Below are 24,044 nucleotides of genomic sequence, written 5' to 3' on the forward strand. Positions count from 1 at the left end.
TCACAGTCCGCGGGACGGGGAGGTCTCTGACACGATGATCGGGCCGCACGGGGACGGCTGTGCGGCCCGGATGAGCAGTCGGGTGGTGACATGCATCGCGGTGGCGGACTGGGAGAGGGGCCCGGCCCCTCGGAGACTGGCCCGAAGCGAGCCCAGGGGCGCCACAGGCGCACTGCGGCCGAGAGCGGAACCACGGCGGGGAGCGGCGCGAACAGCGGCACGGCCGACGGGGGAACGGCGGGCGGCGGTGCCGCGTCCGAGAGCGGAACGGCCGGCAGCACCACGAGCGGCGGCGCGACGAGCGGCAGCACCACGCGCGGCAGCGGCCTCGTGCGGGGCGGCGGCCTCACGGGCATCGGTAGCACGGCGAAGACCAGGAGCAGCAGGGGTGGCGGCCGAGTGGGGGTGACCTACAAGTACTTCGGGGCACCGGACGGTGCCACGGCCGCGCGCGTACCCATCTCGATGCGCCCCGAGGAGCTGGGCGGGGACGAGCTGGGCCAGGGCATGTTCACCAAGATCAAGCCCGAGACGATGGCGGCGATGGTGCTGACGGGGATCGAGGGGATACCTCTGCACCGCGTTCCGCCGCTCGAACTTGTCGTCCTGCACCCGGACTACGCGGTGGTGAAGCTTCCGATGACGGTCGTGGACCCGCTGCGCGGCATCGGTGAGGAGACGGTGGGTGCCGCGGCCTTCATCTGGTCCACGGTTCCCGACCGCTCCGGCCCGCAGGACGCCTTCAACGTCTACCAACTCCTGCACCGCTGGCAGGATTTCTCCGACCGCCTCCACGAAGCGGGCCATCAGGCGTACTGCCTGGTCTGGCCGTAGCACTGCACAGCGCGTCACAGCGCTACGCTGCGCGCCATGCTGCACCTGCGGATCATCGCTCCCCACGGCCGTACCACCGAGGTCACCTCCCTCCTGGAGAAGACCGTGGGCACCACCCATCTCGTGGTACTGGAGGGCGCGGCCCGCGACCCGGTCGGCGACGTCGTCATGTGCGACGTCGCACGCGAGGCGGGGGACGGACTCCTGCGTGAGCTGCGCGAGATGGGGCTGCCCGAGCACGGCGCCATCTCCGTGGAGGACATCGATCTGTCCCTCTCGGCGCGTGCCGATCTCGCCGAGGAGCTGGCGCCGGGCGAGGGCGTGGACGCGGTGCTGTGGGAGTCGCTGAGCGAGGCCACGCACGAGGAGTCGCGGCTGACGCTCACCTACCTCACGTTCCTGACCGTCGCGACGATGCTCGCGGCCTGCGGCGTGCTGACGGACAGCGCCATCCTGATCGTCGGCGCGATGGTCGTCGGGCCCGAGTTCGGCCCGCTGGCGGGCGTGTGCACGGGCCTCGTACGGCGGGCACCACGACTGCTGTGGCGGTCTCTGACGGCCCTGCTGGTGGGCTTCCCGGTGGCGATGCTGCTGACGGGGGGCTTCAGCGTGGTGATGGACGGGCTCGGCATCTTCTCGTACGAGCAATTCACCAACCCGCACCCGATGACGGCCTTCATCTGGAAGCCGGACCCGATGTCGTTCGTCGTGGCGCTCCTCGCGGGGGTCGCCGGGATCGTCTCGCTGACCTCTTCCAAGTCCGGCGCGCTGGTCGGGGTCGCCATCTCGGTCACGACCGTGCCGGCCGCGGCCAATGCGGCGGTGGCGCTCAGCTACGGCAACCTGGAGGAGACGGGCGGCTCGTTCCTCCAGCTGCTGGTGAATCTCGCCGGGATCGTGCTGGCGGGGACGCTCACCCTGCTGGGCCAGAAGCTGTTCTGGGCACACAAGCGCCGCGCTCGCGCGAGCTGAGCCGGCGGATTTCCGCACCACGTACGACGGCCCCGCGACATGCGACGGGCGTCCCGCCACCTGCTGCGCGGTGGCGGGACGCCCGTCGTACATGGTCCGGGCGGACGGAGGGTCAGGGCTTGCTGCTGCCCGACTCTCCGCCGTCCGAGCCGCCGGAGTCGTCCGCCGGCACCACGGCGTCGGCGCAGGCTTGGGCGACCTCCGCGTCCAGCGCTTCGGCGTCCAGCTTCGGCGCGTCGGGATCGACCGGGCCGATCTGGAACTCGAACTCGCCGCCGTACTGCTCGTGGGCCGCGACGACCGCGCTGCCCACGGCCTCCTCGCCCCGCTCGGTACGGATGATCAGCGGGTCCCGGCGCAGGTCTCTGGTGAGCGCGATGCACAGTCCTATCATCACGACCGTGAACGGCACCGCCACCAGGATGGTGAGGTTCTTCAGCCCCTCCAGGGCTTTGTCACCGCCACCGCCGATCATCAGCATGACCGCGCCGACGCCACCTGTGAGGACACCCCAGACGACGACCACGCCCCGGCTGGGCTCCAGCGTGCCCTTCTGCGAGAGCGTGCCCATCACGATCGAGGCGGCGTCAGCTCCGGAGACGAAGAAGATGCCGACCAGGAGCATCACGATGAGGCCGGTGACGCTGGCGATCGGGTAGTGGTCGAGCACGTTGAACAGCTGGGCCTCCGCGGTGTCACCCAGCTTCGCGCCGTCGGACGCCAGCTTCATGGAGGTACCGCCGAAGATCGAGAACCAGATGAGGCTCACGACACTGGGGACCAGGATCACACCGCCGACGAACTGACGGATGGTGCGGCCCCGGCTGATGCGGGCGATGAACATGCCGACGAACGGCGTCCAGGAGATCCACCACGCCCAGTAGAAGACCGTCCAGCCCGAGAGCCACTCAGCGACGCCCTTGCCGCTGCTGGAGTCGGTGCGGCCGATCATCTGGGGCAGGTCCCCCAGGAAGCTGCCGACCGAGGTCGGCACCATGTTGAGCATCAGGATCGTCGGGCCGGCCACGAACAGGAACAGCACCAGGAGCCCGGCCAGCACCATGTTGATGTTGGACAGCCACTGGACGCCCTTCTCCACGCCGGAGACGGCCGAGAACACGAAGGCCGCCGTCAGCACGACGATGATGCTGACCAGCACACCGGTGCTGACCTTGCTCGCCCAGCCGGCCTGCTCCATGCCGCTGCCGATCTGGAGCGCGCCCAGACCCAGCGAGGCGGCGGAGCCGAAGAGCGTCGCGAAGATCGCCAGGATGTCGATGACCTTGCCGATACCGCCGTTGGCCGCCTTCTCACCGATGAGCGGGGTGAAGACCGCGCTGATCGTCTGCCGCCGCCCCCGGCGGAAGCAGCTGTAGGCGATGGCCAGGCCCACGACCGCGTAGATCGCCCACGGGTGCAGCGTCCAGTGGAAGAGCGTGGTCGCCAGCGAGGTCTCCATGCGGGCCGCGTCGTTGCCCGGGTTGGTTCCGGGCGGCGGGGTGCCGAAGTGGCTCAGCGGCTCGCTCACTCCGTAGAACATCAGCCCGATGCCCATGCCCGCGCTGAACATCATCGCGATCCAGGAGACCGTCTTGAACTCCGGCTCCTCCCCCTCCTTGCCGAGGGTGATCCTGCCGTAACGGCTGAAGGCCAGCCACAGCGAGAAGATCACGAAGCCGCTGGCGGCGAGCACGAAGGCCCAGCCTCCGTTGTGCATCGTCCAGCTCAGCATCTCGGACGAGACATCCCCCAGGGAGTCCGTCGCGACCGCGCCCCATATGACGAAGGCGAGCGTGAGGAGCGCCGTGACGCCGAACACGAGCCGGTCGGTCTGCGGACCCCGGGTCAGTCCCCCGCTGGAGGCTGGTGCCTCCTCTGTCTCAGGTTTCACGTTTGTCTATTGCCCTTCCTCCGGTGGACGTGCGGCCCACTCACTCACGCAGCATTTCCGACATGGATTCGGGGGGCCGCTACCCGGCTTGCAGCAAAGTAATCCGGCCGAAAAACACTCCTCGGAGCTCGATTCCTTCGCTCAACTACTCCCTGCTTCAGGCAGGTTGACCGCCCCACAGGCGTGGTTGCCACAGCGAGTGACCAGCAGAACGCGGTAAGCCTAGGGCCACCTCCGACCCCTGGCGCCCCCAAGGACGGGAACAGCAACGGTCGTTGTAGATCCGGTACATGACACAGTCGGCCGGGGCAGGGGAGAGTCGGAAAAGCGGCGAAAGGGAAAAGCCTGACTTTGTGCACCATAGAGGCCGGGTAACCGGACGTTCCGGCGGCGGGTGCGATAGACATGTGCCGTCGCCCCGTCGGCGGAACGCTTTCCGGGCGTACTCCGACCCGGACGACCCGGGCGACCCGGACGACGACCCCGAACGAGGAGGCCAGCCGTGCCGCGGAGGGCAAAGAGGTATGCGCAGCGCGGGGCACTCGCCTCGTACGCGACCAACGCAGCGCTGGCCCTCGCGCTGACCGGAGCACTCACCGGAGCTCTCACCGCCTGCACCGGCTCCACGGGCGCCGGCGACGACGAGGACGGCAAACCGGGCAGCTCCTCCGCCTCCGCCTCGGCCCCAGCGCCCGGCAAGTACGACAGCCTCCCCGAACCGTGCGGCACGGTCGGCGTCGGCCAGCTCCGCGAGATGCTCCCCGGCGCCGCTGCGGCCGAGGACGACGACACCCCGGCGCCCAGCGACAGCGCCGGCCCGTACGAGGGCGAGTCGAGCGTCACCTACGACACCGACCGGCGCGTGGGGTGCCGCTGGAAGAGCGCCACCACGCTCAGCACCCGCCATCTGTCCGTCGACTTCGAGCGGGTGGTCTCCTACGACCCGGCCGTCAGCGACGACGAGCAGGCCGAGCGGCTGTACAAGAAGAAGGCCCGCAAGGCGGGCATCACCCCCGCCCCCGGCGGATCCGGCTCCGCCTCCGGCCAGTCGACGGGGAAGACGCCCGACGGCGACGCCTCCCCCACCGGCAAAAAGGGCAGTTCGGATGATCGGGACAGTTCCGAGGACTCGGAAGACGACACCGAGGACAGCCCCTCCCCCACCCCGGACGAGGAGCTGGCCCCCCGCTCCCTGGACGACGTCGGTGACGCCGCCTACATCGACGACGAACTGCACACCGCGGACTCCGGTCTGCACCGGGACATCACCCTGGTCTTCCGGACGGCCAACGTGATCGCCACCGTCGAGTACGACCAGTGGGTGACCGACAAACACCGGATCCCGGACAGCAACGAACTCCAGGAGAAGGCGCGCGAGCTCGCGGAGCAGCTCACCGGGCGCTTCGAGGAGGACTGACCCGAGTCCTCGCACTGTGGCAAGTCCCACCTGTGGGCAGTCCCACGCTGTGGAAGGTGCCACGAAACGCCCACACCACCCCAGGCGCCGCGTACCGTTCCGTCAGCACCGCGGCCACTCCCGGCTCGGCACAACTGGTGAAGACCCCGGAAGCGAAGGAACCATGCACCGAAACGCCCCGCGCAACGCCCCTCGACGGAGCAAGACCGTCAGGAACACGCTCGCCTGTGCGGCAGTGGCGCTCCCCGTCCTGCTGGTCGCCGGCTGCTCCTCGGACTCGGACCAGGACAAGGGGTCCGACTCCCCCTCGGCCTCCGCGAGCAAGTCCCCCACCGTGGCGCCCGCGAAGTTCAAGCAGCTGCCCGACTCGTGCAAGAGTCTCGGCAAGAAGACCGTGAAGGACCTGGTTGCCGGCACGAAGAACGCCTCGGGCAAGCGCGTCGGCTCCGGTGACACCAACGACTCCAACAGCTGCCTGTGGAGCGGTCTGGACAAGTACGACTACCGGCAGCTCACGCTCTCCCTGAAGCGCTTCGACTCCGACCCGGCGATCGGCTCCGGCGACAAGCGCGCCGCGGACTACGTCAAGCTCCAGGCCGACGAGAAGACCAGCAACAAGGACAACAGGAACATCAAGGAGTCCGAGGTCTCCGGCATCGGCGACCAGGCGAGCTCTCTCGGGTACGAGACCAAGAAGACGGACACCAAGGGCAAATCGGAGGAGTACCGCGCCGAGCGCCTGATCGCCCGTACCGCCAACGTCGTGATCACCGTCGACTACGAGGGTGCCGGCTTCGAGGACGCCAAGAAGCCCAGCGCCGACGCGGTGAAGAAGAAGGCCGAGAAGGCTGCCAAGGAAGCGGTCACCCAGATCAAGTAACCGCCGCACCCGCTGCCACCAGCGGCGCCGTACGCACCGGAGCCCGGCCCTCGCCCGAGGGCCGGGCTCCGCGCATGCCCGCACGGCAAAAAGTGCCGCACATTTGTGCCAGGCTGGGCCCGCCAGTTTCCGAGGGTGGGGGACAACTCCTGTGCAGGGCGTACAACTGACCCGAATACACCGCATACTTATCGCCGTTGTGGTCACCGGCGCGATGGTGATCGCGGCGATCGGCTTTGCGGGTTCCTACGCGGCGGTCCGCGAGCTGGCCGAACGGAAGGGCTTCGGCGACTTCGCCCCGTTCTTCCCCATCGGCGTGGACGCGGGCATCGTCGTACTGCTCGCCCTCGACCTGCTGCTGACCTGGATCCGCATCCCCTTCCCGCTGCTGCGCCAGACCGCCTGGCTCCTGACGGCCGCCACCATCGCCTTCAACGGCGCCGCCGCCTGGCCCGACCCACTCGGAGTCGGCATGCACGCGGTCATCCCCGTCCTCTTCGTCGTCACCGTCGAAGCCGCCCGGCACGCCGCCGGACGGGTCGCGGACATCACCGCCGACAAGCACATGGAAGGCGTACGCCTCTCCCGCTGGCTGCTCGCCTTCCCCTCCACCTTCCGCCTCTGGCGACGCATGAAGCTGTGGGAACTGCGCAACTACGACGAAGTCATCCGCATGGAACAGGACCGCCTCGTCTACGAGACCAGACTGCGCGCCCAGTACGGCCGCTCCTGGCGCCGCAAAGCCCCCGTCGAAGCGCTCATGCCCCTCAAGCTGACCCGCTACGGAGTACCGCTGCACCGGACGGCGCCACAGGCCACAACGCTGCCCGAGCCCGCGCCGCTGCCCTTCCCCGAGCCGGCCGCGGTTCCGGGCCGTGAAGTGTCCGGTCGTGAAGTCTCCGGCCACGAACTGGCCCCCCGCGAGAACCCACCCGGCCCCGGCGCCGAACCGGCCCACGAACACGTGCCGGCCCCCGAGCACGTGACCGCGCCCGAACCGGTGACCGCGCCCGCACCGGAGACCGGACAGGCGCCAGAACGCACGCAGGCCCCGGAGACCGCACAGGCCCCGGAACCCGGGCTGGTGGCCGAGCCCGGGCCGGGACCGGAGCCCGCCCCGGCGGCGGAACGCGCGCCCGAACCGGAGGCCGTACAGCCGCCGGAACCCCCTCCCGCGCCCGCTCCCGCTGCCGCGCCCGCACCGCAGCCCGCCACCGAGTTCCCCGTGCCCGTGGCCCCCGGCCGCTACCGCACTCTGGCCAACCCGGCGCCGGTCCGCCAGCAGCAGGAGCTCTTCGTCGAACCCGGCGCCTTCCCGCCGGGGCCGGAGGCCGAACCGGAGGCGGCCGGGCCGGAGTACGCGGAGGCGCCGGATCTCGGCGACGAGCCGATCGGCATCCCCGACGGAGTGCCGCGCGAGGAGTTCTACTTCTCGGCGTACCGCCAGTACGTCGCCTCCCACGGCGAGTTCCCGACGGCACGCCTCCTCTCCCGCACCCTGTACGAGGGCTTCGGGGTGACCTCGGCGGACGGCAACCTGCTGAGCGAGACGTATCTGCGCGGCTATATGCGGGAGTTCAAGGACCGCTACAACACCGAGATGGGCCTCGCGGGCTGAAGCCGTCCGGCGTCAGGCGCCCAGCAGCTTGCGGACGCGGTCGGCGCCCACCGCCAGCAGCAGCGTGGGCAGCCGGGGGCCCGTCTCGCGGCCGACCAGCAGGCGGTACAGCAGGGCGAAGAACCCGCGCTGTGCCGCCTTCAGCTCCGCGGTGGGCTTGGCGTCCGGCGCCAGACCGGCCCGCACCTTGGGCACCCCGTACACCAGCGAGGTCAGGCCCTCCAGCGACCAGTGCTCGTCCAGCCCGTCGAGCAGCAGCCGCAGCGACTCGCGCTGCTCCTCGTCCAGCGAGGCCAGCAGCTCGGTGTCGGGGTCCTCACGGACGCGGGTGCGCTGGTCGGCCGGGACCTGGGTGTTGATCCAGCGCTGTGCGCGGTCCAGCCGCGGGCGGACCTCGTCCAGCGAGTGCACCGGGTGCTCCGGGTCCAGCTCGCTGAGGATGCGCAGGGTCTGCTCCTCGTGGCCGCCGGTGATGTCGGTGACCGAGGCGAGCGTGCGGTACGGCAGCGGGCGCGGTGTGATCGGCAGCGGGCCCAGCGCGGTGGACGAGGCACGGGTGTGCGCGGCGATGTCGGCGGGCTGCGCCGAGCCGTCGGCGATCTTGCGGCCGAGCGCGTCCCACTCGTCGTAAGTGCGCTGGATCTCCTGGTCGAAGGCGACCTTGAACGCCTGGTTCGGCTTGCGCCGGGCGTACATCCAGCGCAGCAGCGGCGCCTCCATGATCTGGAGGGCTTCGGCGGGAGTGGGCACGCCGCCCTTGGAGGAGGACATCTTCGCCATGCCGCTGATGCCCACGAAGGCGTACATCGGGCCGATGGGCTGCTCGCCGCCGAAGATCTCCTTCACCAGCTGCCCGCCGACGACGAACGACGAGCCGGGCGACTGGTGGTCGACGCCGGACGGCTCGAAGACGACGCCCTCGTACGCCCAGCGCATCGGCCAGTCGACCTTCCACACCAGCTTGCCGTGGTGGAAGTCGCGCAGCTCCACCGTCTCGCCGTGCCCGCAGCGGCAGGTGTAGGACAGCTCGGTGGTCTCGTCGTCGTACGCCGTGACGGTGGTCAGGTCACGCCCGCAGGCGGTGCAGTAGGGCTTGTACGGGTAGTACGCGGAGCCCGCGCCGGCGCCCGAGCCGTCGTCCTCGGCGGCGGCGCCCGAGCCTTCGGCGGCCTGCACCTCCGCTGCGTCGGCCGGCTTCTGCTGCTGCTTCTTGCCGCCCTTCGCGCCCTTCTCCAGCGTCCGGTAGCGGTCGAGGACGGCGTCGATACGGGCGCGCTCGCGCATCGCGAAGAGGATCTGGTCGCGGTAGACGCCCGAGGTGTACTGCTCGGTCTGGCTGATGCCCCGGTACTGCACGCCCAGCTCCAGCAGGGACGCCTCCATGGCGGCCCTGAAGTGCTCGGCCCAGCTGGCGTACGGGCTGCCGGCCGGCGCGGGCACGGCGGTCAGCGGGCGGCCGATGTGCTCGTTCCAGGACTCGTCGACGCCCTCGACACCGGCCGGGACCTTGCGGAACCTGTCGTAGTCGTCCCAGGACAGGATGTGTTCGCACGCGGTGCCCCGGCGCTTGATCTCGTCGGCGACCAGGTGCGGCACCATCACCTCACGCAGGTTGCCCAGGTGGATCGGCCCTGAGGGGCTCAGCCCGGACGCACAGACCACTGTTTTCAGACCGCGACGTTCCGCCTCTGCGATGACCTCATCGGCGATACGGGAGACCCAGTCGGCCTCGTGGGTGGTCTGAGCCACGTCCGGCACTTCCTTCTCGTTCTTCTCGGGGCACTCTTCAAGCCTGCGGGCCCATTGTCCCACTCCGAAACACGGCGGCGGTCCCCTATATGCACGTGGGATACTGGGCCTCGAATCCAGACACCCCGACGGAACGGTCAGCACTCCATGGCTACGGTCCCCTCCCTCGCCGCTACGGTCCACCAGCGCGTCTCGGACGCCCTCTCGGCTGCACTGCCGGAGGCCGCCTCCGCCGACCCGCTGCTGCGACGCAGCGACCGGGCGGACTTCCAGGCCAACGGAATGCTCGCGCTGGCCAAGCAGCTCAAGGGCAACCCGCGGGAGCTGGCCGCCAAGGTCACCGAGGCGCTGCCGACGCAGATCGAGAACGCGGTGATCGCGAACATCGAGGTCTCGGGCCCCGGCTTCCTCAACATCACCGTCGCCGACAAGGCGATCATGGAGAACCTGACGGCGCGGCGGCAGGACGAGCGCCTGGGCGTCCCGTACAAGGACAACCCGGGCACGACGGTGATCGACTACTCGCAGCCGAACGTCGCCAAGGAGATGCACGTCGGGCATCTGCGCTCGACGGTGATCGGTGACGCGATCGTGCACCTGCTGGAGCACCGCGGCGAGACGGTCGTCCGGCGCCACCACATCGGCGACTGGGGCACCAACTTCGGCATGCTCATCCAGTATCTGATCGAGCATCCGCACGAGCTGGACCACGAGTCGGACGCGGCGGGCGCCAAGGACGCGGGCGAGGCCGCGATGGCCCGGCTCAACCGGCTCTACAAGTCCTCGCGTGCCCTCTTCGACTCCGACGAGGGCTTCAAGTCCCGGGCCCGGGACCGGGTGCCGGCGCTGCAGAGCGGCGACCCGGAGACGCTGACCCTCTGGCACAAGATCGTCGACGAGTCGAAGACGTACTTCCAGGGCGTCTACGACGAGCTGGACGTGGAGATCCGGGACGCGGACATCGTCGGCGAGAGCGCCTACAACGACGACCTTCAGCAGGTCGTCAAGGATCTGGAGGAGTCCGGCGTCGCCGTCCGCTCCGAGGGCGCGCTGTGCGTGTTCTTCGAGGACGTCAAGGGCCCGGACGGCACCCCCACGCCGCTGATCGTGCAGAAGTCCAACGGCGGTTTCGGCTACGCCGCCACCGACCTGGCCGCCATCCGCAACCGCGTCGGCGAGCTGAAGGCCGACACCCTGCTGTATGTGGTGGACGCCCGGCAGTCGCTGCACTTCCGGATGGTTTTCGAGACGGCGCAGCGCGCGGGCTGGCTGCCCGAGGGCGCCGCCCGACAGCTGCCGTTCGGCACCGTGCTGGGCAAGGACGGCAAGCCGTTCAAGACCCGTGAGGGCGAGACGGTGCGGCTGGTGGACCTGCTGGACGAGGCGGTCGAGCGCGCGGCGGCCGTCGTACGCGAGAAGGCCGCCACCGGCGAGGGGACCGTCAGCGAGGAGGAGATCCAGCGGCGCGCGAAGCAGGTGGGCATCGGCGCGGTCAAGTACGCGGACCTGTCCAACTCGATGACCCGGGACTACGTCTTCGACCTGGACCGGATGGTCTCCCTCCAGGGCGACACCAGCGTCTATCTGCAGTACGCCTACGCGCGGGTCCGCTCGATCTTCCGCAAGGCGGGCGAGCTGAAGCCGGTGCCGCACCCCGAGCTGGAACTGGCCCCGGCCGAGCGGGCGCTGGCCCTGCACCTGGACGCGTTCGCGGACACGCTGGTGGCCGCGGCTGACGAGTACGAGCCGCACAAGGTCACGGCGTATCTGTACGAACTGGCCACGCTCTACAGCCGGTTCTTCGAGAACTGCCCGGTGCTCAAGGCGGACACGAAGGAGCAGACCGAGAACCGGCTGTTCCTGTGCGATCTGACGGCCGAGGTCCTGCACCAGGGCTTGGCCCTGCTGGGCATCCGCACGCCCGAGCGGCTCTGAGCCCGGGTACGGCCGAGGTCAGCCGGACTGGCCCTGGCCCAGGATCTCCCGCTGGAGCTCCGCTGCCATCTTCTTGATGGTGCGCAGCCCCTGCTGCCCCCACGGGCGTGGCCGCTGGTCGATGACGCAGATCGTGCCCAGCGCCATGCCCGACGGGTCCAGCAGCGGCGCTCCCAGATAGGAGGTGATCCCGAACTCGTCCGCTACGGGGTTGACCGCGAACCGGGCGAAGTCACGGACGTCCTCCAGCACCAGCGCGGTGCGCCGCGCCACGACGTGCACACAGAAGCCGTGGTCGCGGGCCATCACCCGGCCCACGCCGCCGTTCGGGTCGACGGGGCCCTTTTCGGGGTCGATGGTCGAGTCGTAGAGCCCGGAGAAGTACTGCCGCTCCTCGTCGATGAAGTTGACCATCGCGAAGGGCGCGTCGGTGACCCGGGCCAGCTCGTGGGCGAACGCGTCGAACTCCGGTATCGGCCGGTCGCTGACCCCCAGTTCCTTGAGCCGGGCCACCCTCGCCGGCGCCTCGGGATCCTGCGGGGTCAACAGCAGCCGGGCCGTCAGGTCAAACGGTGCGGACGACATGCGCACTCCTCGGGTCGATCAGGTACTGGATGAGAGAAATGAGAACCCCGGTCGACGAGTCGAACTTCCGCGCGTCGCACAGCACCACGGGGATGCCCTCGTCGAGGTCGATCGCGGCCCGTACCTCGTCGGGGGTGTAGCGGTAGGAGTCGTCGAACTCGTTGACGGCCAGCACGAAACGGATACCGCGCCGCTCGAAGTAGTCCACGGCGGCGAAGCAGTGCTCCAGCCGCCGGGTGTCGGCGAGCACCACCGCACCCAGCGCCCCGGCCGACAGCTCGTCCCACATGAACCAGAACCGCTCCTGGCCCGGGGTGCCGAAGAGGTAGAGCACATAGCCGCTGTCGAAGGTGATCCGGCCGAAGTCCATCGCCACCGTCGTGGTGGACTTCTGCTCGACCCCCTCCAGACTGTCCGTGGCCGCACTCACCTGAGTCAGCAGTTCCTCGGTACTCAGCGGCTCGATCTCGCTGACCGCTCCCACGAAGGTCGTCTTGCCGACCCCGAAGCCCCCCGCCACGATGATCTTCAGCGCGGTCGGAAAGCCGTCGGACGCGGTCTCAGCGGGACCGGAGGATGAGGGGTCAGAGTCGTCTACGGAGCCCATCCAGCACCGCCTCCAGCAGTTCTCGGTCGTTCGGATCGGGCCCGTCCTGCAAATGCACGGGCCCTCGGGTGGCGACGGCGCCGCAGTCCACCAGGTCGGACAGCACCACCTTGGTGACGGTGGCGGGCTGCCGGATGTGCGCGGCGATCTCGGCAACGGACATCGGTCCGCGGCACAGCCGGAGCACATGGTCGTGCTCCGGCCCCAGATAGCCGTCCGGTGGCACCCCGGTGGCCCGCACCATGGTCAGCAGGTCCAGCGGAGCCGAGGGCTTGGTACGCCCCTCACTGACGGTGTACGGGCGGACCAGCCGTCCCGCGTCGTCGTCCAGCCATGGATCTTCACCGGAGCCTGGGCCGATGGGCCCTGGGAGTGCCGTCATTCGCCGCTGGGCTGCCGCGCGGGGGTGGCCAGATACGGACGGACGCTCTTGACCAGCATGGCCATCTCGTACCCCAGCACTCCCGCGTCCGCCTCACTCCCGGCGAACACGGCCAGGCAGGCGCCCTGCCCCGCGGTCGTGACGAACAGCAGCGAACTGTCCAGCTCGACCACGACCTGGCGGACGCTGTCCCCGTCGGCGAAGCGCACCCCCGCACTGCGCCCCAGCGAGTACAGCCCCGAGGCGAGCGCGGCCATATGGTCCGCGGAGTCGGGCTCCAGCCCGTGCGCGGCCTTGACCAGTCCGTCCGCCGACAGCAGGAGGGCGCTGCGGGCGTGGGGTACGCGCTCCACGAGTCCGGTCAACAGCCAGGAAAGGTCCGCCGCCGTCCGCCGCGTGGGTGCTTCGCTCATCATGTTCGCGTTTTCCTCCTAGTGGGTCGAGCTGTCGCCGTCGTGCGGGGGCGGGGGCACGGGCGGCGTCCCGCCGCGCTCTTCGGCGTCGGCGCGGCCGACCCCGCGCTGAAAGGCGGCCATGAGCCCGGGATTGTGGACGGGTTGCTCCTCGGGTGCGCCCACCGCCCCGGCCGGCGGGGCTGTCGGCGCGTCCCGCAGCTCGGGAACGATGTGCTGCTGCTTCTGCCGCCGAGGCAGCCGGGGCCGCCCCTCGGCGCCCGGTTGCGGCTGCCCGCCGGGTTGCGGCTGTCCACCGGGTTGCGGCTGTCCGGCAGGCTGCGAGTGCGCAACGGGCTGCGGCTGCCCGCCCGGTTGCGGCTGTCCGGCAGGCTGCGAGTGCGCAACGGGCTGCGGCTGCCCGCCCGGTTGCGGCTGTCCGGCAGGCTGCGAGTGCGCAACGGGCTGCGGCTGTCCGCCGGGGTGCGGCTGTCCGGACGGTCCGCCGCCGGGCATCTCCGGGCGCCGGCCGGCGCGGTCACGGGAGGGTGCCTCTGGTCCGGCGGGTGGGTGGGGGTGGCCGGCCGGTCCGGCGGCGGACGCCTGGAGAGGGCCGTCGGACCGGTCCGCCGCCGTACGGCGGCGAGCCTCCGCGTCCGGAGGGGTGGCCGGAATCGAGGGCGCGGCATGGCGGCCCCGCTGCAGACGCACCGTGGGCTCGGGGGCACCGAGCGCACCGGCGGCGGGATCCGGTGCGACGGCCGGCGGCGAAGCACCCGGCGCGGCATCGGCCAACTTCTCCTTGCCGCCCTCCTGATCGCCCCCTTGGCTGCCCAGCATCGTGTGGGGCAGTACGAGGACGGCCTGGATGCCGCCGTAGATGTTGCTGCGCAGCTGTACGGCGATGCCGTGCCGCCGGGCCAGCGTGCCGACCACGTACAGGCCGATCCGGCCGTCCGTCAGCAGCTCGGCGACATCGACGCCCTCGGGGTCGGCCAACAGGGCGTTCATCCGGCGCTGTTCGTCGTCCGTCATGCCCAGGCCCCGGTCCTCGACCTCGATGGCGAGCCCGGCGGTGACATGGCTGGTGCGCAGCAGCACCTGGGTCTGCGGCGCGGAGTAGACGGTGGCGTTCTCCACCAGCTCGGAGAGCAGATGGATGACGTCGGCCACCGCCTGTCCGCGTACGGTGCCCTCGATCGGCGGGACCAGCTTGATGCGCTGGTAGTGCTCCACCTCGGCGGCGGAGGAGCGCAGGATCTCGGTGAGCGGTACGGGCTTGGTCCACTGGCGCCGGGAGACGGCGCCGCCCAGCACCGCCAGGTTCTCCGCGTAGCGGCGGATGCGGGTGGCCAGATGGTCGACCTGGAAGAGGCCCTTGAGGATGTCCGGGTCCTCGACCTGGTTCTCCAGCTCGTCCAGCACCTTGATCTCGCGGTGCAGCAGCGACTGGAGGCGCCGGGCGAGGTTGACGAAGACGGCGACCCGGTCGGCGGCCTGAAGCCCCTGCGCGCCGCCCTCGCCTGCGGCCACGGCCCGTTCGCGGGCCGGCCGGTTCAGCGTCGCCGCCTGGGCCACCGCCGCCTCGGCGGTGCGCTGGGTGAGCGCCAGTTCCTGGGCGAGAGATTCGAGCGGGCCGTCGGTGCCTTGCGGAACGGACGCCGCGGCGTACCCGGGCGCCGGCGGGCTCGGTGACTCGCCCGCCTCCAGCCTGCGGAGCTGGTTCTGTATTCGGTGCCGGCTGTGCTCGGCCGCGCGCCGCAGCACGGCGTACTGCTCGAACGTCGTACGCGCCTGGGCCGATGCACTCCGGACACCGACCGCGAGCGCGGCGGCAACCGCCACCAGCGCGGCGCCGAGCACGCTCAGCGAGGCGGCGTCGCCGAAGCCGGTGTGCACGGCGGTGGAGTCGTCCGGCTCCCAGGTGGACCACAGATACGTCACCACCCCGGCAGCTGCGAGTGCCACGACGAGCGCGGGCGTGTACGCCAGCCGCACCAGGCGGCGGCGCAGGGCCGCATCATCCCCCGCGGCACCCGCGGCGCCGACGGCGACGGGCGCTTCCCGCAGCGTGTGCGTCGGGGAACTTGGAGGTCCGGGCATCGATTCCCTCAAGCGGTTCTGATGGAGTGGAAGGAAAGCTTCCGCAGGCAGAGAACACTCATTCTCCGCACAGGATCGCGAGTGTAGCCATCATGGTTCGGCGGCGGGAGCCGAGAGCGGCGTCGTCACAACTGCCACACATTTCATGAGGGTTCGTACCCCTCGCTCCCGCCCCCGCCTGCCGGGCCCGCGGCAGCAGCGCCCGGGCCCGGCACAGCCTCAGCGCTGCGGGAAGAACACGTACAGCAGGCAGCCCTGCTCGCTGCGCGGGGTGTGCGTGGAGCCCTGTGCCCCGCGGACCCGGCTGCCGACCGGGTAGGCGCCTGCCTCGTCCTGGAGTTCGCCCTCCAGGACGACGACGATCTCGCTGCTGTCGCCGTGGTGGTCGGGCTCGGTGTAGCCGGAGCCCGGCGCGAACCGTACGTACGCCTCGCGCGGCAGCGGGCCCGAACCGTCGGCCGGGCTGGTCCAGTCGACCACCTGCGCCGTCACCCCGGGGTAGAGCTCGATCGGGTCGATCTGTCCCAGGGCCACGGTGTTGACCACATGGAAGTCGGGGCGGTCGAGGGTCGTCATGGTGTGCTCCTCTTTCTCTGCGATGGCGCTGCGACAAAGGGGACTCGCGAGACGGAAGAGGTGCGCCGTCGAAGTCGCGCGGGGTAAGCCGCCCAGCACAGTGCGGTGACATGACGTCAACTGCATGGTCGCCAGGCGGATTTCACCCGGCGCCGTTCGAACAAGGCGGGATGAGCGTAAGTGATCCTTCCGCCCGGCCACAACGGGGGCGGGAGTTAACAGCGGGTAAGTGGGGAGAAATCGGAAGGGCGCCATCCGCCCAGCGGATGACGCCCCTTAACGGCATTTCGCAGCCGGTTCAGCGCCGGGTGCGCAGCAGCCCTGCGGCCTCCGTCGCCCAGTAGGTGAGGATCATGTTCGCCCCGGCGCGGGTGAAGCTCGTCAGCATCTCCAGGATGGCCGCCTCGCGGTCGATCCACCCCTTCTCGGCGGCTGCCTCGACCATCGCGTACTCGCCGGAGATCTGGTAGACGCCGACGGGGATCTCCGCCCGCTCGGCGAAGTCCCGCAGGATGTCCAGATACGGCAGCCCGGGCTTGACCATCACCATGTCCGCGCCCTCGGCGAGATCCAGCGACAGCTCGCGCAGCGCCTCACGGGCGTTGGCCGGGTCCTGCTGGTAGGTCTTGCGGTCGCCCTCGAGCGAGGAGCCGACGGCCTCCCGGAACGGCCCGTAGAACGCGGAGGAGTACTTGGCGGTGTACGCGAACATCGCCACATCCGTGTGCCCGGACTCCTCCAGCGCCGCGCGGACGTACGCGATCTGGCCGTCCATCATGCCGCTGGGGCCCAGCACATGGGCGCCCGCATCGGCCTGGACGCGGGCCATCTCCGCATACCGCTCGAGCGTCGCGTCGTTGTCCACGCGCCCGTCGGCGGTCAGTACCCCGCAGTGGCCGTGGTCGGTGTACTCGTCCAGGCACAGATCGGACATCAGCACCAGCTCGTCGCCGACCTCGGCCCGCACGTCCCGCAGCGCCACCTGAAGGATGCCGTCCGGGTCGGTGCCCGCGCTGCCCTGCGCATCCTTCTTCGCCTCGTCCGGCACGCCGAACAGCATCAGCCCGCCGACGCCCGCCTCGACCGCCTCCACCGCGGCCTTCCGCAGGGTGTCGCGGCTGTGCTGCACGACACCGGGCATCGAACCGATCGGCACCGGCTCGCTGACGCCCTCCCGTACGAAGGCGGGCAGGATCAGGTCCGCCGGCCGGGTGCGGTGCTCGGCCACCATGCGGCGCATGGCCGCCGTGGTGCGCAGCCGCCTCGGGCGGGCAGCCGGATAACTGCCGTACGTGCTCGCGCTGCCGCCGTACGTGGTCGAACTGCCGCCGTGCGTGCTCATGATGTGCGTGCCCTCCTCCTGGCCGGGCGCTTCTCGCTCGGCCGCTTCACCTGTTCACCTGCCTCCACGGCCGCGGCGCGCCGCTGGGCGCCGAAGTCGGCGAGGGCCTCGGCCAGCTTGTGCACCGACGGCTCGGGAGACATGACATCCACCCGCAGCCCGTGTTCCTCCGCGGTCTTCGCGGTGGCCGGGCCGATACAGGCGATGACCGTGACGTTGTGCGGCTTGCCCGCGATACCGACCAGGTTCCGCACGGTCGACGACGAGGTGAACAGTACGGCGTCGAACCCGCCGCCCTTGATGGCCTCCCGGGTCTCGGCGGGCGGCGGCGAGGCGCGCACCGTGCGGTAGGCGGTCACGTCGTCCACCTCCCAGCCCAGCTCGATCAGGCCGGCCACCAGCGTCTCGGTGGCGATGTCGGCGCGCGGCAGGAACACCCGGTCGATCGGGTCGAAGACCGGGTCGTAGGGCGGCCAGTCGTCCAGCAGCCCGGCCGCCGACTGCTCGCCGCTGGGCACCAGATCGGGCTTGACGCCGAACTCGATCAGCGCGTTCGCCGTCTGCTCGCCGACGGCCGCGACCTTGATCCCGGCGAAGGCACGGGCGTCCAGCCCGTACTCCTCGAACTTCTCGCGGACCGCCTTGACGGCGTTGACGGAGGTGAACGCGATCCACTCGTAGCGGCCCGTCACCAGGCCCTTGACCGCGCGCTCCATCTGCTGCGGGGTACGCGGCGGCTCCACGGCGATGGTCGGCACCTCGGCGGGTACGGCGCCGTAGGAACGGAGCTGGTCGGAGAGGGAGGCCGCCTGTTCCTTGGTACGGGGTACGAGGACCTGCCAGCCGAACAGCGGCTTGGACTCGAACCAGGCCAGCTGGTCGCGCTGGGCCGCGGCACTGCGCTCGCCGACCACGGCTATGACGGGCTGCCCTCCGTCCGGCGAGGGCAGCACCTTGGCCTGCTTGAGGGTCTGGGTGATCCCGCCGAGCGTCGCGGTGAAGGTGCGCTGCCGGGTGGTCGTCCCGGCGAGCGTGACGGTCAGCGGGGTGTCCGGCTTGCGCCCCGCGGCCACCAGCTCCCCCGCTGCGGAGGTGACCCGGTCCAGGGTGGTGGAGACGACGACGGTCGCATCGCTCACGCCCAACTCGGTCCAACATCGGTCGTCCGCCGTACTCGCGTCCACGAACCGCACGTCGGTGCCCTGCGCATCGCGCAGCGGGACCCCTGCATAGGCGGGCACGCCGACGGCCGCGGCGACGCCTGGTACGACCTCGAACGGAATCCCCTCGGCGGCCAGCGCGAGCATCTCGCGGGCTGCGTCCGAGTCCAGCCCGGGATCGCCCGCGACCGCACGCACGACCCGCTTGCCGGCGCGCGCGGCGGCTATGGCAGACTCGCCCGGGTCGAGGGCTGCATCGTCGGCCGCTGCGGAGGCAGTTGACGCTTCGTCAGCCATGGCTTGCAGCGGTGTGTCCACACCTGGCCGGGTATGGGCACGTACGACGTCGTACACGCGTGGGCCGGCGACCAGCACGTCGGCCTGCCCCAGCGCCTCGACGGCGCGCAACGTCAGCAGTCCCGGGTCTCCGGGCCCGGCACCCAGGAAGGTGACGTGTCCGTGTGCACCGTGCAGGTGCTGTCTGTTCGCGACTGCCGTCTTCTGTGCAGTGCTCGACTTGTCGGCGCGCGCTGTGCTCGTCTTGTCGGCGCGCGACCTGTCGGCGGCGGTGGGGCTCAAAGTGCTCGCTCCCCCATCAGACCGGCCGCACCCTTGGCGAGCATCTCTTCGGCGAGTTCCTGGCCCATACGCTCAAAAGCAGCCAGATCGCCGTCGGACGCCGGTGCGGGACCGGTGGTGGACAACTGCACCAGCGTGCGACCGTCGGTGGTGCCGACGACGCCGCGCAGGCGCATTTCGGTGACAACCTGCCCCTCGACAAGCAGGTCGGCCAACGCCCCCACAGGTGCGCTGCAGCCGGCCTCCAAGGCGGCGAGCAGGGTTCGCTCAGCGGTGACGGCCGCCCGTGTACACGGGTCGTCCAGCTCCGCGAGCTGTGCGGCCAGGTGCGTGTCGGACGCCACGCACTCGACGGCCAGTGCCCCCTGTCCGGGGGCGGGAAGAACCTGGTCGGGCTCGATCAACTCGGCGGCCTCCTCGTCGAGGCGGCCGATGCGCTCGAGACCCGCGGCGGCGAGCACGACGCCGTCGAGCTCACCGGAGCGCACGTACCCGATCCGCGTATCGATATTCCCCCGGATCGGGACAGTCTCGATCTCGACCCCGAGCGTACGCGCCCAAGCGTGCAATTGCGCCATCCGGCGGGGCGAACCCGTACCGATCCGCGCCGTGCCGGGCGCCGCGGCCCTGGCCAGTGCCTCCAGCCCCAGCCCGTCCCGGCCCACCAGCACATCGCGGGCATCGGCCCGGGTCGGCACGGCGGCCAGCACGTACTCCGCGGGCTGGGTGGTCGGCAGATCCTTCAGCGAGTGCACCGCGAAGTCGATCTCCCCGCGCGAGAGCGCGTCCCGCAGCGCGTTGACGAACACCCCGGTGCCGCCGATCTGCGCGAGCTGTTCCTTGCTGATGTCCCCGTACGTGGTGATCTCCACCAGCTCGACGGGCCGCCCCGTCACCCTGCGCACTTCCTCGGCGACCAGCCCGGACTGCGCCATCGCGAGCTTGCTGCGGCGGGTGCCCAGCCTCAGTGGGGGGTTGGCTGTGGCGTCGGTGTTCATTGCCGCTCCTGTTCCGGATTGCTGACAGCGGCGACCGCCTGCGGGTCGAGGTCGAAGAGTTCACGCAGCGCGTCCGCGTACCCGGCACCGCCGGGCTCGCCCGCGAGCTGTTTGACGCGCACGGTCGGCGCGTGCAGCAGCTTGTCCACGACACGGCGCACGGTCTGCGTGATCTCCGCGCGCTGTTTGTCGTCCATCCCGTGCAGCCGCCCTTCCAGCCGCGCCATCTCGGTGGCGACGACATCGGCGGCCATGGTGCGCAGCGCCACGACGGTCGGCGTGATCGTCGCCGCCCGCTGCGCAGCGCCGAATGCGCCGACCTCCTCCGCCACGATGCCGCGAACCGCCTCGACGTCCTGCGCCATCGGCGCGTTCGCCTCGGCATCGGCCAGCGACTCGATATCCACGAGCCGCACCCGGTCGATCCGGTGCACAGCGGCCTCGACGTCCCGGGGCATGGCGAGATCGAGAACGGCCAGCCCCGGTGTGCCCGCAGCCGCACCGGCCCCCCGACCGCCAAGGGCGCCCTCGATATCCGCAGCCGTCAGCACGAGCCCGGCAGCCCCGGTGCAGGAGACGACGACGTCCGCGGCAGCCAGCTCCTCCGCGACGGCCCCCATCGGCATCGCACGGGCACCCAGGCCCTCCGCGAGCCGCTGTGCCCTGTCCAACGTCCGGTTGACGATCACCAGTTCGCCCACACCTGCGCGCGCCAGCGTCACAGCGGCGAGGGAGGACATGGACCCGGCGCCGATCACCAGCGCCCGGCGCCCGCGCACCCACTCCTCGACATCGCGCCCCGCAGCCAACTGCTCGAGGCCGAAGGTCACCAACGACTGCCCGGCCTTGTCGATTCCGGTCTCCGAGTGGGCTCGCTTGCCCACCCGCAGCGCCTGCTGGAACAGATCGTTCAGCAGCCGCCCGGCGGTGTGCTGCTCCTGCGCGACGGCCAGCGCGTCCTTGATCTGGCCGAGGATCTGCCCCTCGCCCACGACCATCGAGTCGAGCCCGCATGCCACCGAGAACAGGTGGTGCACGGCCCGGTCCTCGTAGTGCACGTACAGATACGGGGTGAGCTCGTCCAGCTCCACCCCGCAGTGCTGGGCCAGCAGCGTCGAGAGTTCGGCGACACCCGCGTGGAACTTCTCGACGTCCGCATACAGTTCGATCCGGTTGCAGGTGGACAGCACGGCGGCCTCGCCCGCGGGCTCCGCGCCCACGGTGTCCTGCAGCAGCTTCCCCCGCGCCTGGGGGGCCAACGCGGCACGTTCCAGCACGCTGACCGGCGCGCTGCGGTGGCTCAGGCCGACGACGAGCAGACTCATGCCGGCATCACGGCGGGCAGGTCCCCGTCACTTCCGGACTCGGGGGGCCGCTTGGCGACGGCCACGGCGGGCGGCGCGGCAGGCGGTGCCGTGTCCGCCTCGCTCTCACCCGCCTTCCGCTGCTCGTGGAAGGCGAGGATCTGCAGCTCTATCGAGAGGTCGACCTTGCGTACGTCGACCCCTTCGGGGACGGACAGCACGGTCGGCGCGAAGTTGAGGATGGAGGTGATCCCGGCGGCGACGAGCCGGTCGCACACCTGCTGCGCCGCGCCCGCCGGGGTGGCGATCACGCCGATGGACACCCCGTTGTCCGAGATGATCTTTTCCAGCTCGTCGGTGTGCTGCACGGGGATGCCCGCGACGGGCTTTCCGGCCAGGCTCGGGTCGGCGTCGATCAGCGCCGCCACCCGGAAGCCGCGCGAGGCGAAACCGCCGTAGTTGGCAAGGGCGGCGCCGAGGTTACCGATACCGACGATGACGACCGGCCAGTCCTGGGTGAGGCCCAGCTCGCGGGAGATCTGGTAGACGAGGTACTCCACGTCGTAGCCGACCCCGCGGGTGCCGTACGAGCCGAGGTAGGAGAAGTCCTTGCGAAGCTTGGCCGAATTCACGCCCGCCGCGGAGGCCAGCTCCTCCGAGGAGACCGTGGGCACCGAGCGCTCGGACAGCGCGGTGAGTGCCCGCAGATACAGCGGAAGGCGGGCGACGGTCGCCTCGGGGATTCCTCGGCTCCGACTCGTCGCCGGACGGTGATTTCGGCCAGTTGCCACGGTGCTCCTGCCGGTTGCGCGAAGCGGTGAGCGGTCGTATGTGAGGCACTCTCCCGGACCGCTCCGTCGCGCCCAGGCTATGCCTTTGTGAACGCGTGCACAAAGATTGTGTCCGGTTTGTCCGGCCAACGTGACCGGCGCCACAGGCATCAACGGGGACACCCGGCCACACTCCTCACGTATACGCCTCCGGACGGCAAAACGCCCTTGATACTAATCGAAACCAGCTCGAACCCTGACCACATTCCCACTGGACAAGGCCGCCCCGAGCGCCCATTGAGCAGCGTTCGAGCGGGCACGAAGCGCGCACCGCACGAGCACGGATTTGCGTTGGCAGCGCTATGTCACGACGTGAGCGCGCTCCGGAGGCGTTGGGGGTCGACCCGCCAGAAGTCATGCTGCCGGCCGTCGACGAGCACGACCGGGATCTGCTCCCAGTAGAGGCGGTACAGCTCCTGGTCCTGGTTGATGTCCTTCTCCTCCCAGGTGGCGCCCACTTCGTCACACACCCGGACCACCACGTCCCGCGCCACGTCACACAGATGACACCCGGGCTTCCCGATGAGGGTCACAGTCTTCATCCCTCCATTCTCCAACCCCCGAGGCACCCGCCACCCCTCCGCACACAACGCCCCCGCCGACAGCAATCCCTCCCCGGTCCGGACCCCCACCCAGCCGTTCACCCGCCCCACACCCCCGGCAATCCACGCGCAACCGACTCTCCGAACAGACTGGCTATGCTCGCGGGCATGGCCCTTCCCGCATGGCTCACTTCTCGCAAGCGCTCGGCGACTGCGCGCAGCGTGCTCGCAGGCGAGGCCGCCGCGGAGGCGGCGCGGAAGCAGGAGCAGGAGCAGGCGGCGGCCGAGGCGGCGCAGCGCGAAGCCGCCGAGGGGGCGGAGGAAGCGGAGTTCCCCGTGGCCGGGGACGTACATGCTGCCGCCTTCTTCGACCTGGACAACACGGTCATGCAGGGCGCCGCCCTCTTCCACTTCGGCCGCGGTCTCTACAAGCGCAAGTTCTTCCGGAAGCGCGAACTGACCCGCTTCGCCTGGCAGCAGGCGTACTTCCGGCTCGCCGGCTCCGAGAACGCCGACCATATGCAGGACGCGCGGGAGAGCGCGCTGTCCATCGTCAAGGGGCACCGGGTCTCCGAGCTGATGGCGATCGGCGAGGAGATCTACGACGAGTACATGGCGGGCCGCATCTGGCCGGGCACCCGCGCGCTCGCGCAGGCACACCTGGATGCGGGGCAGAAGGTGTGGCTGGTGACAGCGGCCCCGGTGGAGACGGCAACGATCATCGCGCGGCGGCTGGGACTGACCGGCGCGCTGGGCACGGTCGCCGAGTCGGTCGGCGGCATCTACACCGGACGGCTGGTCGGTGAACCGCTGCACGGACCAGCGAAGGCGGAGGCAGTACGCGCGCTGGCCGCTGCCGAGCGGCTCGACCTGGACAGGTGCGCCGCGTACAGCGATTCGGCGAACGACATCCCGATGCTGTCACTCGTCGGTTATCCGTATGCGATCAATCCTGACAGCCGTCTTCGGGCACACGCTCGTGAAATGGGCTGGCGACTGCGGGACTACCGCAGGGGCCGCAAGGCGGCCAAGGTAGGCATCCCGGCGGCGGCCGGTGTCGGCGCGCTGGCGGGCGGCGCGGTCGCCGCCGCCGCGGTCCAGCGCCGTCGCCGCTAAGGCCCTCACAAGGGCGGCCGTCCACCCGCCGGGGCGCGCGGTGCGCGTTTCACATCCGCCGCGCGCCGCTGCAGGCGAGGCAATCCAGCAGTGTTACCCGGCGCTCGGGGTCGGCAGTCCCGGTCCGCCCGGTCGAGCGGAATTCATCACGCAGGCGTCAGATCCAGCCAGGCAAATGATCAAAAACAGTCCTCGATTCGCACCTGATTACGGCTCCAATCCATAACAGAAC

At 70.4% G+C, this 24,044-nt stretch carries 21 protein-coding genes; 7 read left to right on the forward strand and 14 right to left on the reverse strand.

Translation table 11 applies throughout. The features are described 5' to 3' along the window. Nucleotides 1–90: 90 nt before the first annotated feature. Nucleotides 91–834 (forward strand): hypothetical protein, encoded by a 744-nt coding sequence (locus ACTWP9_RS03060; protein ID WP_443244333.1) that lies wholly within the window; start codon nt 91–93, stop codon nt 832–834. Nucleotides 835–870: 36 nt separating this feature from the next. Beyond that, nucleotides 871–1,806, forward strand: a complete 936-nt coding sequence (locus ACTWP9_RS03065) for a DUF389 domain-containing protein (protein WP_443244334.1) — start codon at nt 871–873, stop codon at nt 1,804–1,806. Between the two features lie 112 nt (nt 1,807–1,918). Here ACTWP9_RS03065 and ACTWP9_RS03070 read toward each other — a convergent pair whose 3' ends face one another. Beyond that, entirely contained in the window at nt 1,919–3,697 is a 1,779-nt protein-coding gene (locus ACTWP9_RS03070; protein WP_443244335.1) for a BCCT family transporter, read from the reverse strand. 502 nt (nt 3,698–4,199) lie between these two features. Between ACTWP9_RS03070 and ACTWP9_RS03075 the strand changes: the two genes are divergently transcribed. From ACTWP9_RS03075 to ACTWP9_RS03085, 3 genes are all read left to right on the forward strand, one after another. Continuing rightward, nucleotides 4,200–5,114 (forward strand): hypothetical protein, encoded by a 915-nt coding sequence (locus tag ACTWP9_RS03075; protein WP_443244336.1) that lies wholly within the window; start codon nt 4,200–4,202, stop codon nt 5,112–5,114. A gap of 163 nt (nt 5,115–5,277) precedes the next feature. Beyond that, a complete protein-coding gene (locus ACTWP9_RS03080; RefSeq protein WP_443244337.1) occupies nt 5,278–5,994 on the forward strand; it encodes a DUF3558 domain-containing protein in 717 nt (238 codons plus the stop codon). A gap of 151 nt (nt 5,995–6,145) precedes the next feature. Continuing rightward, complete coding sequence (locus tag ACTWP9_RS03085) at nt 6,146–7,612, forward strand: DUF2637 domain-containing protein (RefSeq protein WP_443244338.1); 1,467 nt, start codon at nt 6,146–6,148, stop codon at nt 7,610–7,612. A gap of 12 nt (nt 7,613–7,624) precedes the next feature. Here the strand turns inward: ACTWP9_RS03085 and lysS are convergent, their stop codons facing one another. After that, nucleotides 7,625–9,361 (reverse strand): lysine--tRNA ligase, encoded by a 1,737-nt coding sequence (lysS, locus tag ACTWP9_RS03090; protein ID WP_443244339.1) that lies wholly within the window; start codon nt 9,359–9,361, stop codon nt 7,625–7,627. 147 nt (nt 9,362–9,508) lie between these two features. On the opposite strand from lysS, the gene argS reads away from it, so the two are divergent. Beyond that, nucleotides 9,509–11,296 carry an arginine--tRNA ligase gene (gene argS, locus ACTWP9_RS03095; protein ID WP_443244340.1) on the forward strand — a complete coding sequence of 596 codons (1,788 nt, stop codon included), beginning with the start codon at nt 9,509–9,511 and terminating at the stop codon, nt 11,294–11,296. 18 nt (nt 11,297–11,314) lie between these two features. Here argS and ACTWP9_RS03100 read toward each other — a convergent pair whose 3' ends face one another. From ACTWP9_RS03100 to ACTWP9_RS03155, 12 genes are all read right to left on the reverse strand, one after another. Continuing rightward, complete coding sequence (locus tag ACTWP9_RS03100; RefSeq protein WP_443244341.1) at nt 11,315–11,881, reverse strand: GAF domain-containing protein; 567 nt, start codon at nt 11,879–11,881, stop codon at nt 11,315–11,317. Then, nucleotides 11,862–12,488, reverse strand: a complete 627-nt coding sequence (locus ACTWP9_RS03105; protein ID WP_443244342.1) for a GTP-binding protein — start codon at nt 12,486–12,488, stop codon at nt 11,862–11,864. Before ACTWP9_RS03105 ends, ACTWP9_RS03100 begins: the two co-directional genes overlap by 20 nt. Beyond that, nucleotides 12,466–12,870 (reverse strand): DUF742 domain-containing protein, encoded by a 405-nt coding sequence (locus tag ACTWP9_RS03110; RefSeq protein WP_443244343.1) that lies wholly within the window; start codon nt 12,868–12,870, stop codon nt 12,466–12,468. Before ACTWP9_RS03110 ends, ACTWP9_RS03105 begins: the two co-directional genes overlap by 23 nt. Continuing rightward, on the reverse strand, nt 12,867–13,286 hold the full coding sequence (locus tag ACTWP9_RS03115) for a roadblock/LC7 domain-containing protein (protein ID WP_443244344.1): 420 nt from the start codon (nt 13,284–13,286) through the stop codon (nt 12,867–12,869). The genes ACTWP9_RS03110 and ACTWP9_RS03115 overlap by 4 nt, the downstream gene beginning before the upstream one ends. Before the next feature lie 15 nt (nt 13,287–13,301). Next, a complete protein-coding gene (locus tag ACTWP9_RS03120; RefSeq protein WP_443244345.1) occupies nt 13,302–15,365 on the reverse strand; it encodes an ATP-binding protein in 2,064 nt (687 codons plus the stop codon). Nucleotides 15,366–15,584: 219 nt separating this feature from the next. Continuing rightward, a complete protein-coding gene (locus tag ACTWP9_RS03125; RefSeq protein WP_443244346.1) occupies nt 15,585–15,941 on the reverse strand; it encodes a cupin domain-containing protein in 357 nt (118 codons plus the stop codon). A gap of 298 nt (nt 15,942–16,239) precedes the next feature. Then, complete coding sequence (hemB, locus tag ACTWP9_RS03130) at nt 16,240–17,283, reverse strand: porphobilinogen synthase (RefSeq protein ID WP_443244347.1); 1,044 nt, start codon at nt 17,281–17,283, stop codon at nt 16,240–16,242. Beyond that, the gene (locus tag ACTWP9_RS03135; RefSeq protein WP_443244401.1) at nt 17,280–18,917 is read right to left on the reverse strand and encodes a uroporphyrinogen-III synthase; all 1,638 of its coding nucleotides are present in this window, start codon (nt 18,915–18,917) and stop codon (nt 17,280–17,282) included. The genes hemB and ACTWP9_RS03135 overlap by 4 nt, the downstream gene beginning before the upstream one ends. Before the next feature lie 101 nt (nt 18,918–19,018). Continuing rightward, nucleotides 19,019–20,020: a hydroxymethylbilane synthase gene (gene hemC / locus ACTWP9_RS03140; RefSeq protein ID WP_443244348.1), complete on the reverse strand. Its 1,002-nt coding sequence runs from the start codon at nt 20,018–20,020 to the stop codon at nt 19,019–19,021. Beyond that, entirely contained in the window at nt 20,017–21,345 is a 1,329-nt protein-coding gene (locus ACTWP9_RS03145) for a glutamyl-tRNA reductase (protein WP_443244349.1), read from the reverse strand. Before ACTWP9_RS03145 ends, hemC begins: the two co-directional genes overlap by 4 nt. After that, nucleotides 21,342–22,115 (reverse strand): redox-sensing transcriptional repressor Rex, encoded by a 774-nt coding sequence (locus tag ACTWP9_RS03150; RefSeq protein ID WP_443244350.1) that lies wholly within the window; start codon nt 22,113–22,115, stop codon nt 21,342–21,344. Before ACTWP9_RS03150 ends, ACTWP9_RS03145 begins: the two co-directional genes overlap by 4 nt. A gap of 344 nt (nt 22,116–22,459) precedes the next feature. Continuing rightward, nucleotides 22,460–22,696, reverse strand: coding sequence for a glutaredoxin family protein (locus ACTWP9_RS03155; protein WP_443244351.1), 237 nt, complete (start codon nt 22,694–22,696; stop codon nt 22,460–22,462). A 168-nt stretch (nt 22,697–22,864) separates the two neighbouring features. Here ACTWP9_RS03155 and ACTWP9_RS03160 point away from each other — a divergent pair, with 168 nt between their 5' ends. Further along, nucleotides 22,865–23,812 carry an HAD family hydrolase gene (locus ACTWP9_RS03160; RefSeq protein ID WP_443244352.1) on the forward strand — a complete coding sequence of 316 codons (948 nt, stop codon included), beginning with the start codon at nt 22,865–22,867 and terminating at the stop codon, nt 23,810–23,812. The last annotated feature ends 232 nt before the right edge of the window (nt 23,813–24,044 follow it).

This window comes from Streptomyces sp. 3N207 (assembly GCF_052246355.1).
Classification (GTDB): Bacteria; Actinomycetota; Actinomycetes; order Streptomycetales; family Streptomycetaceae; genus Streptomyces.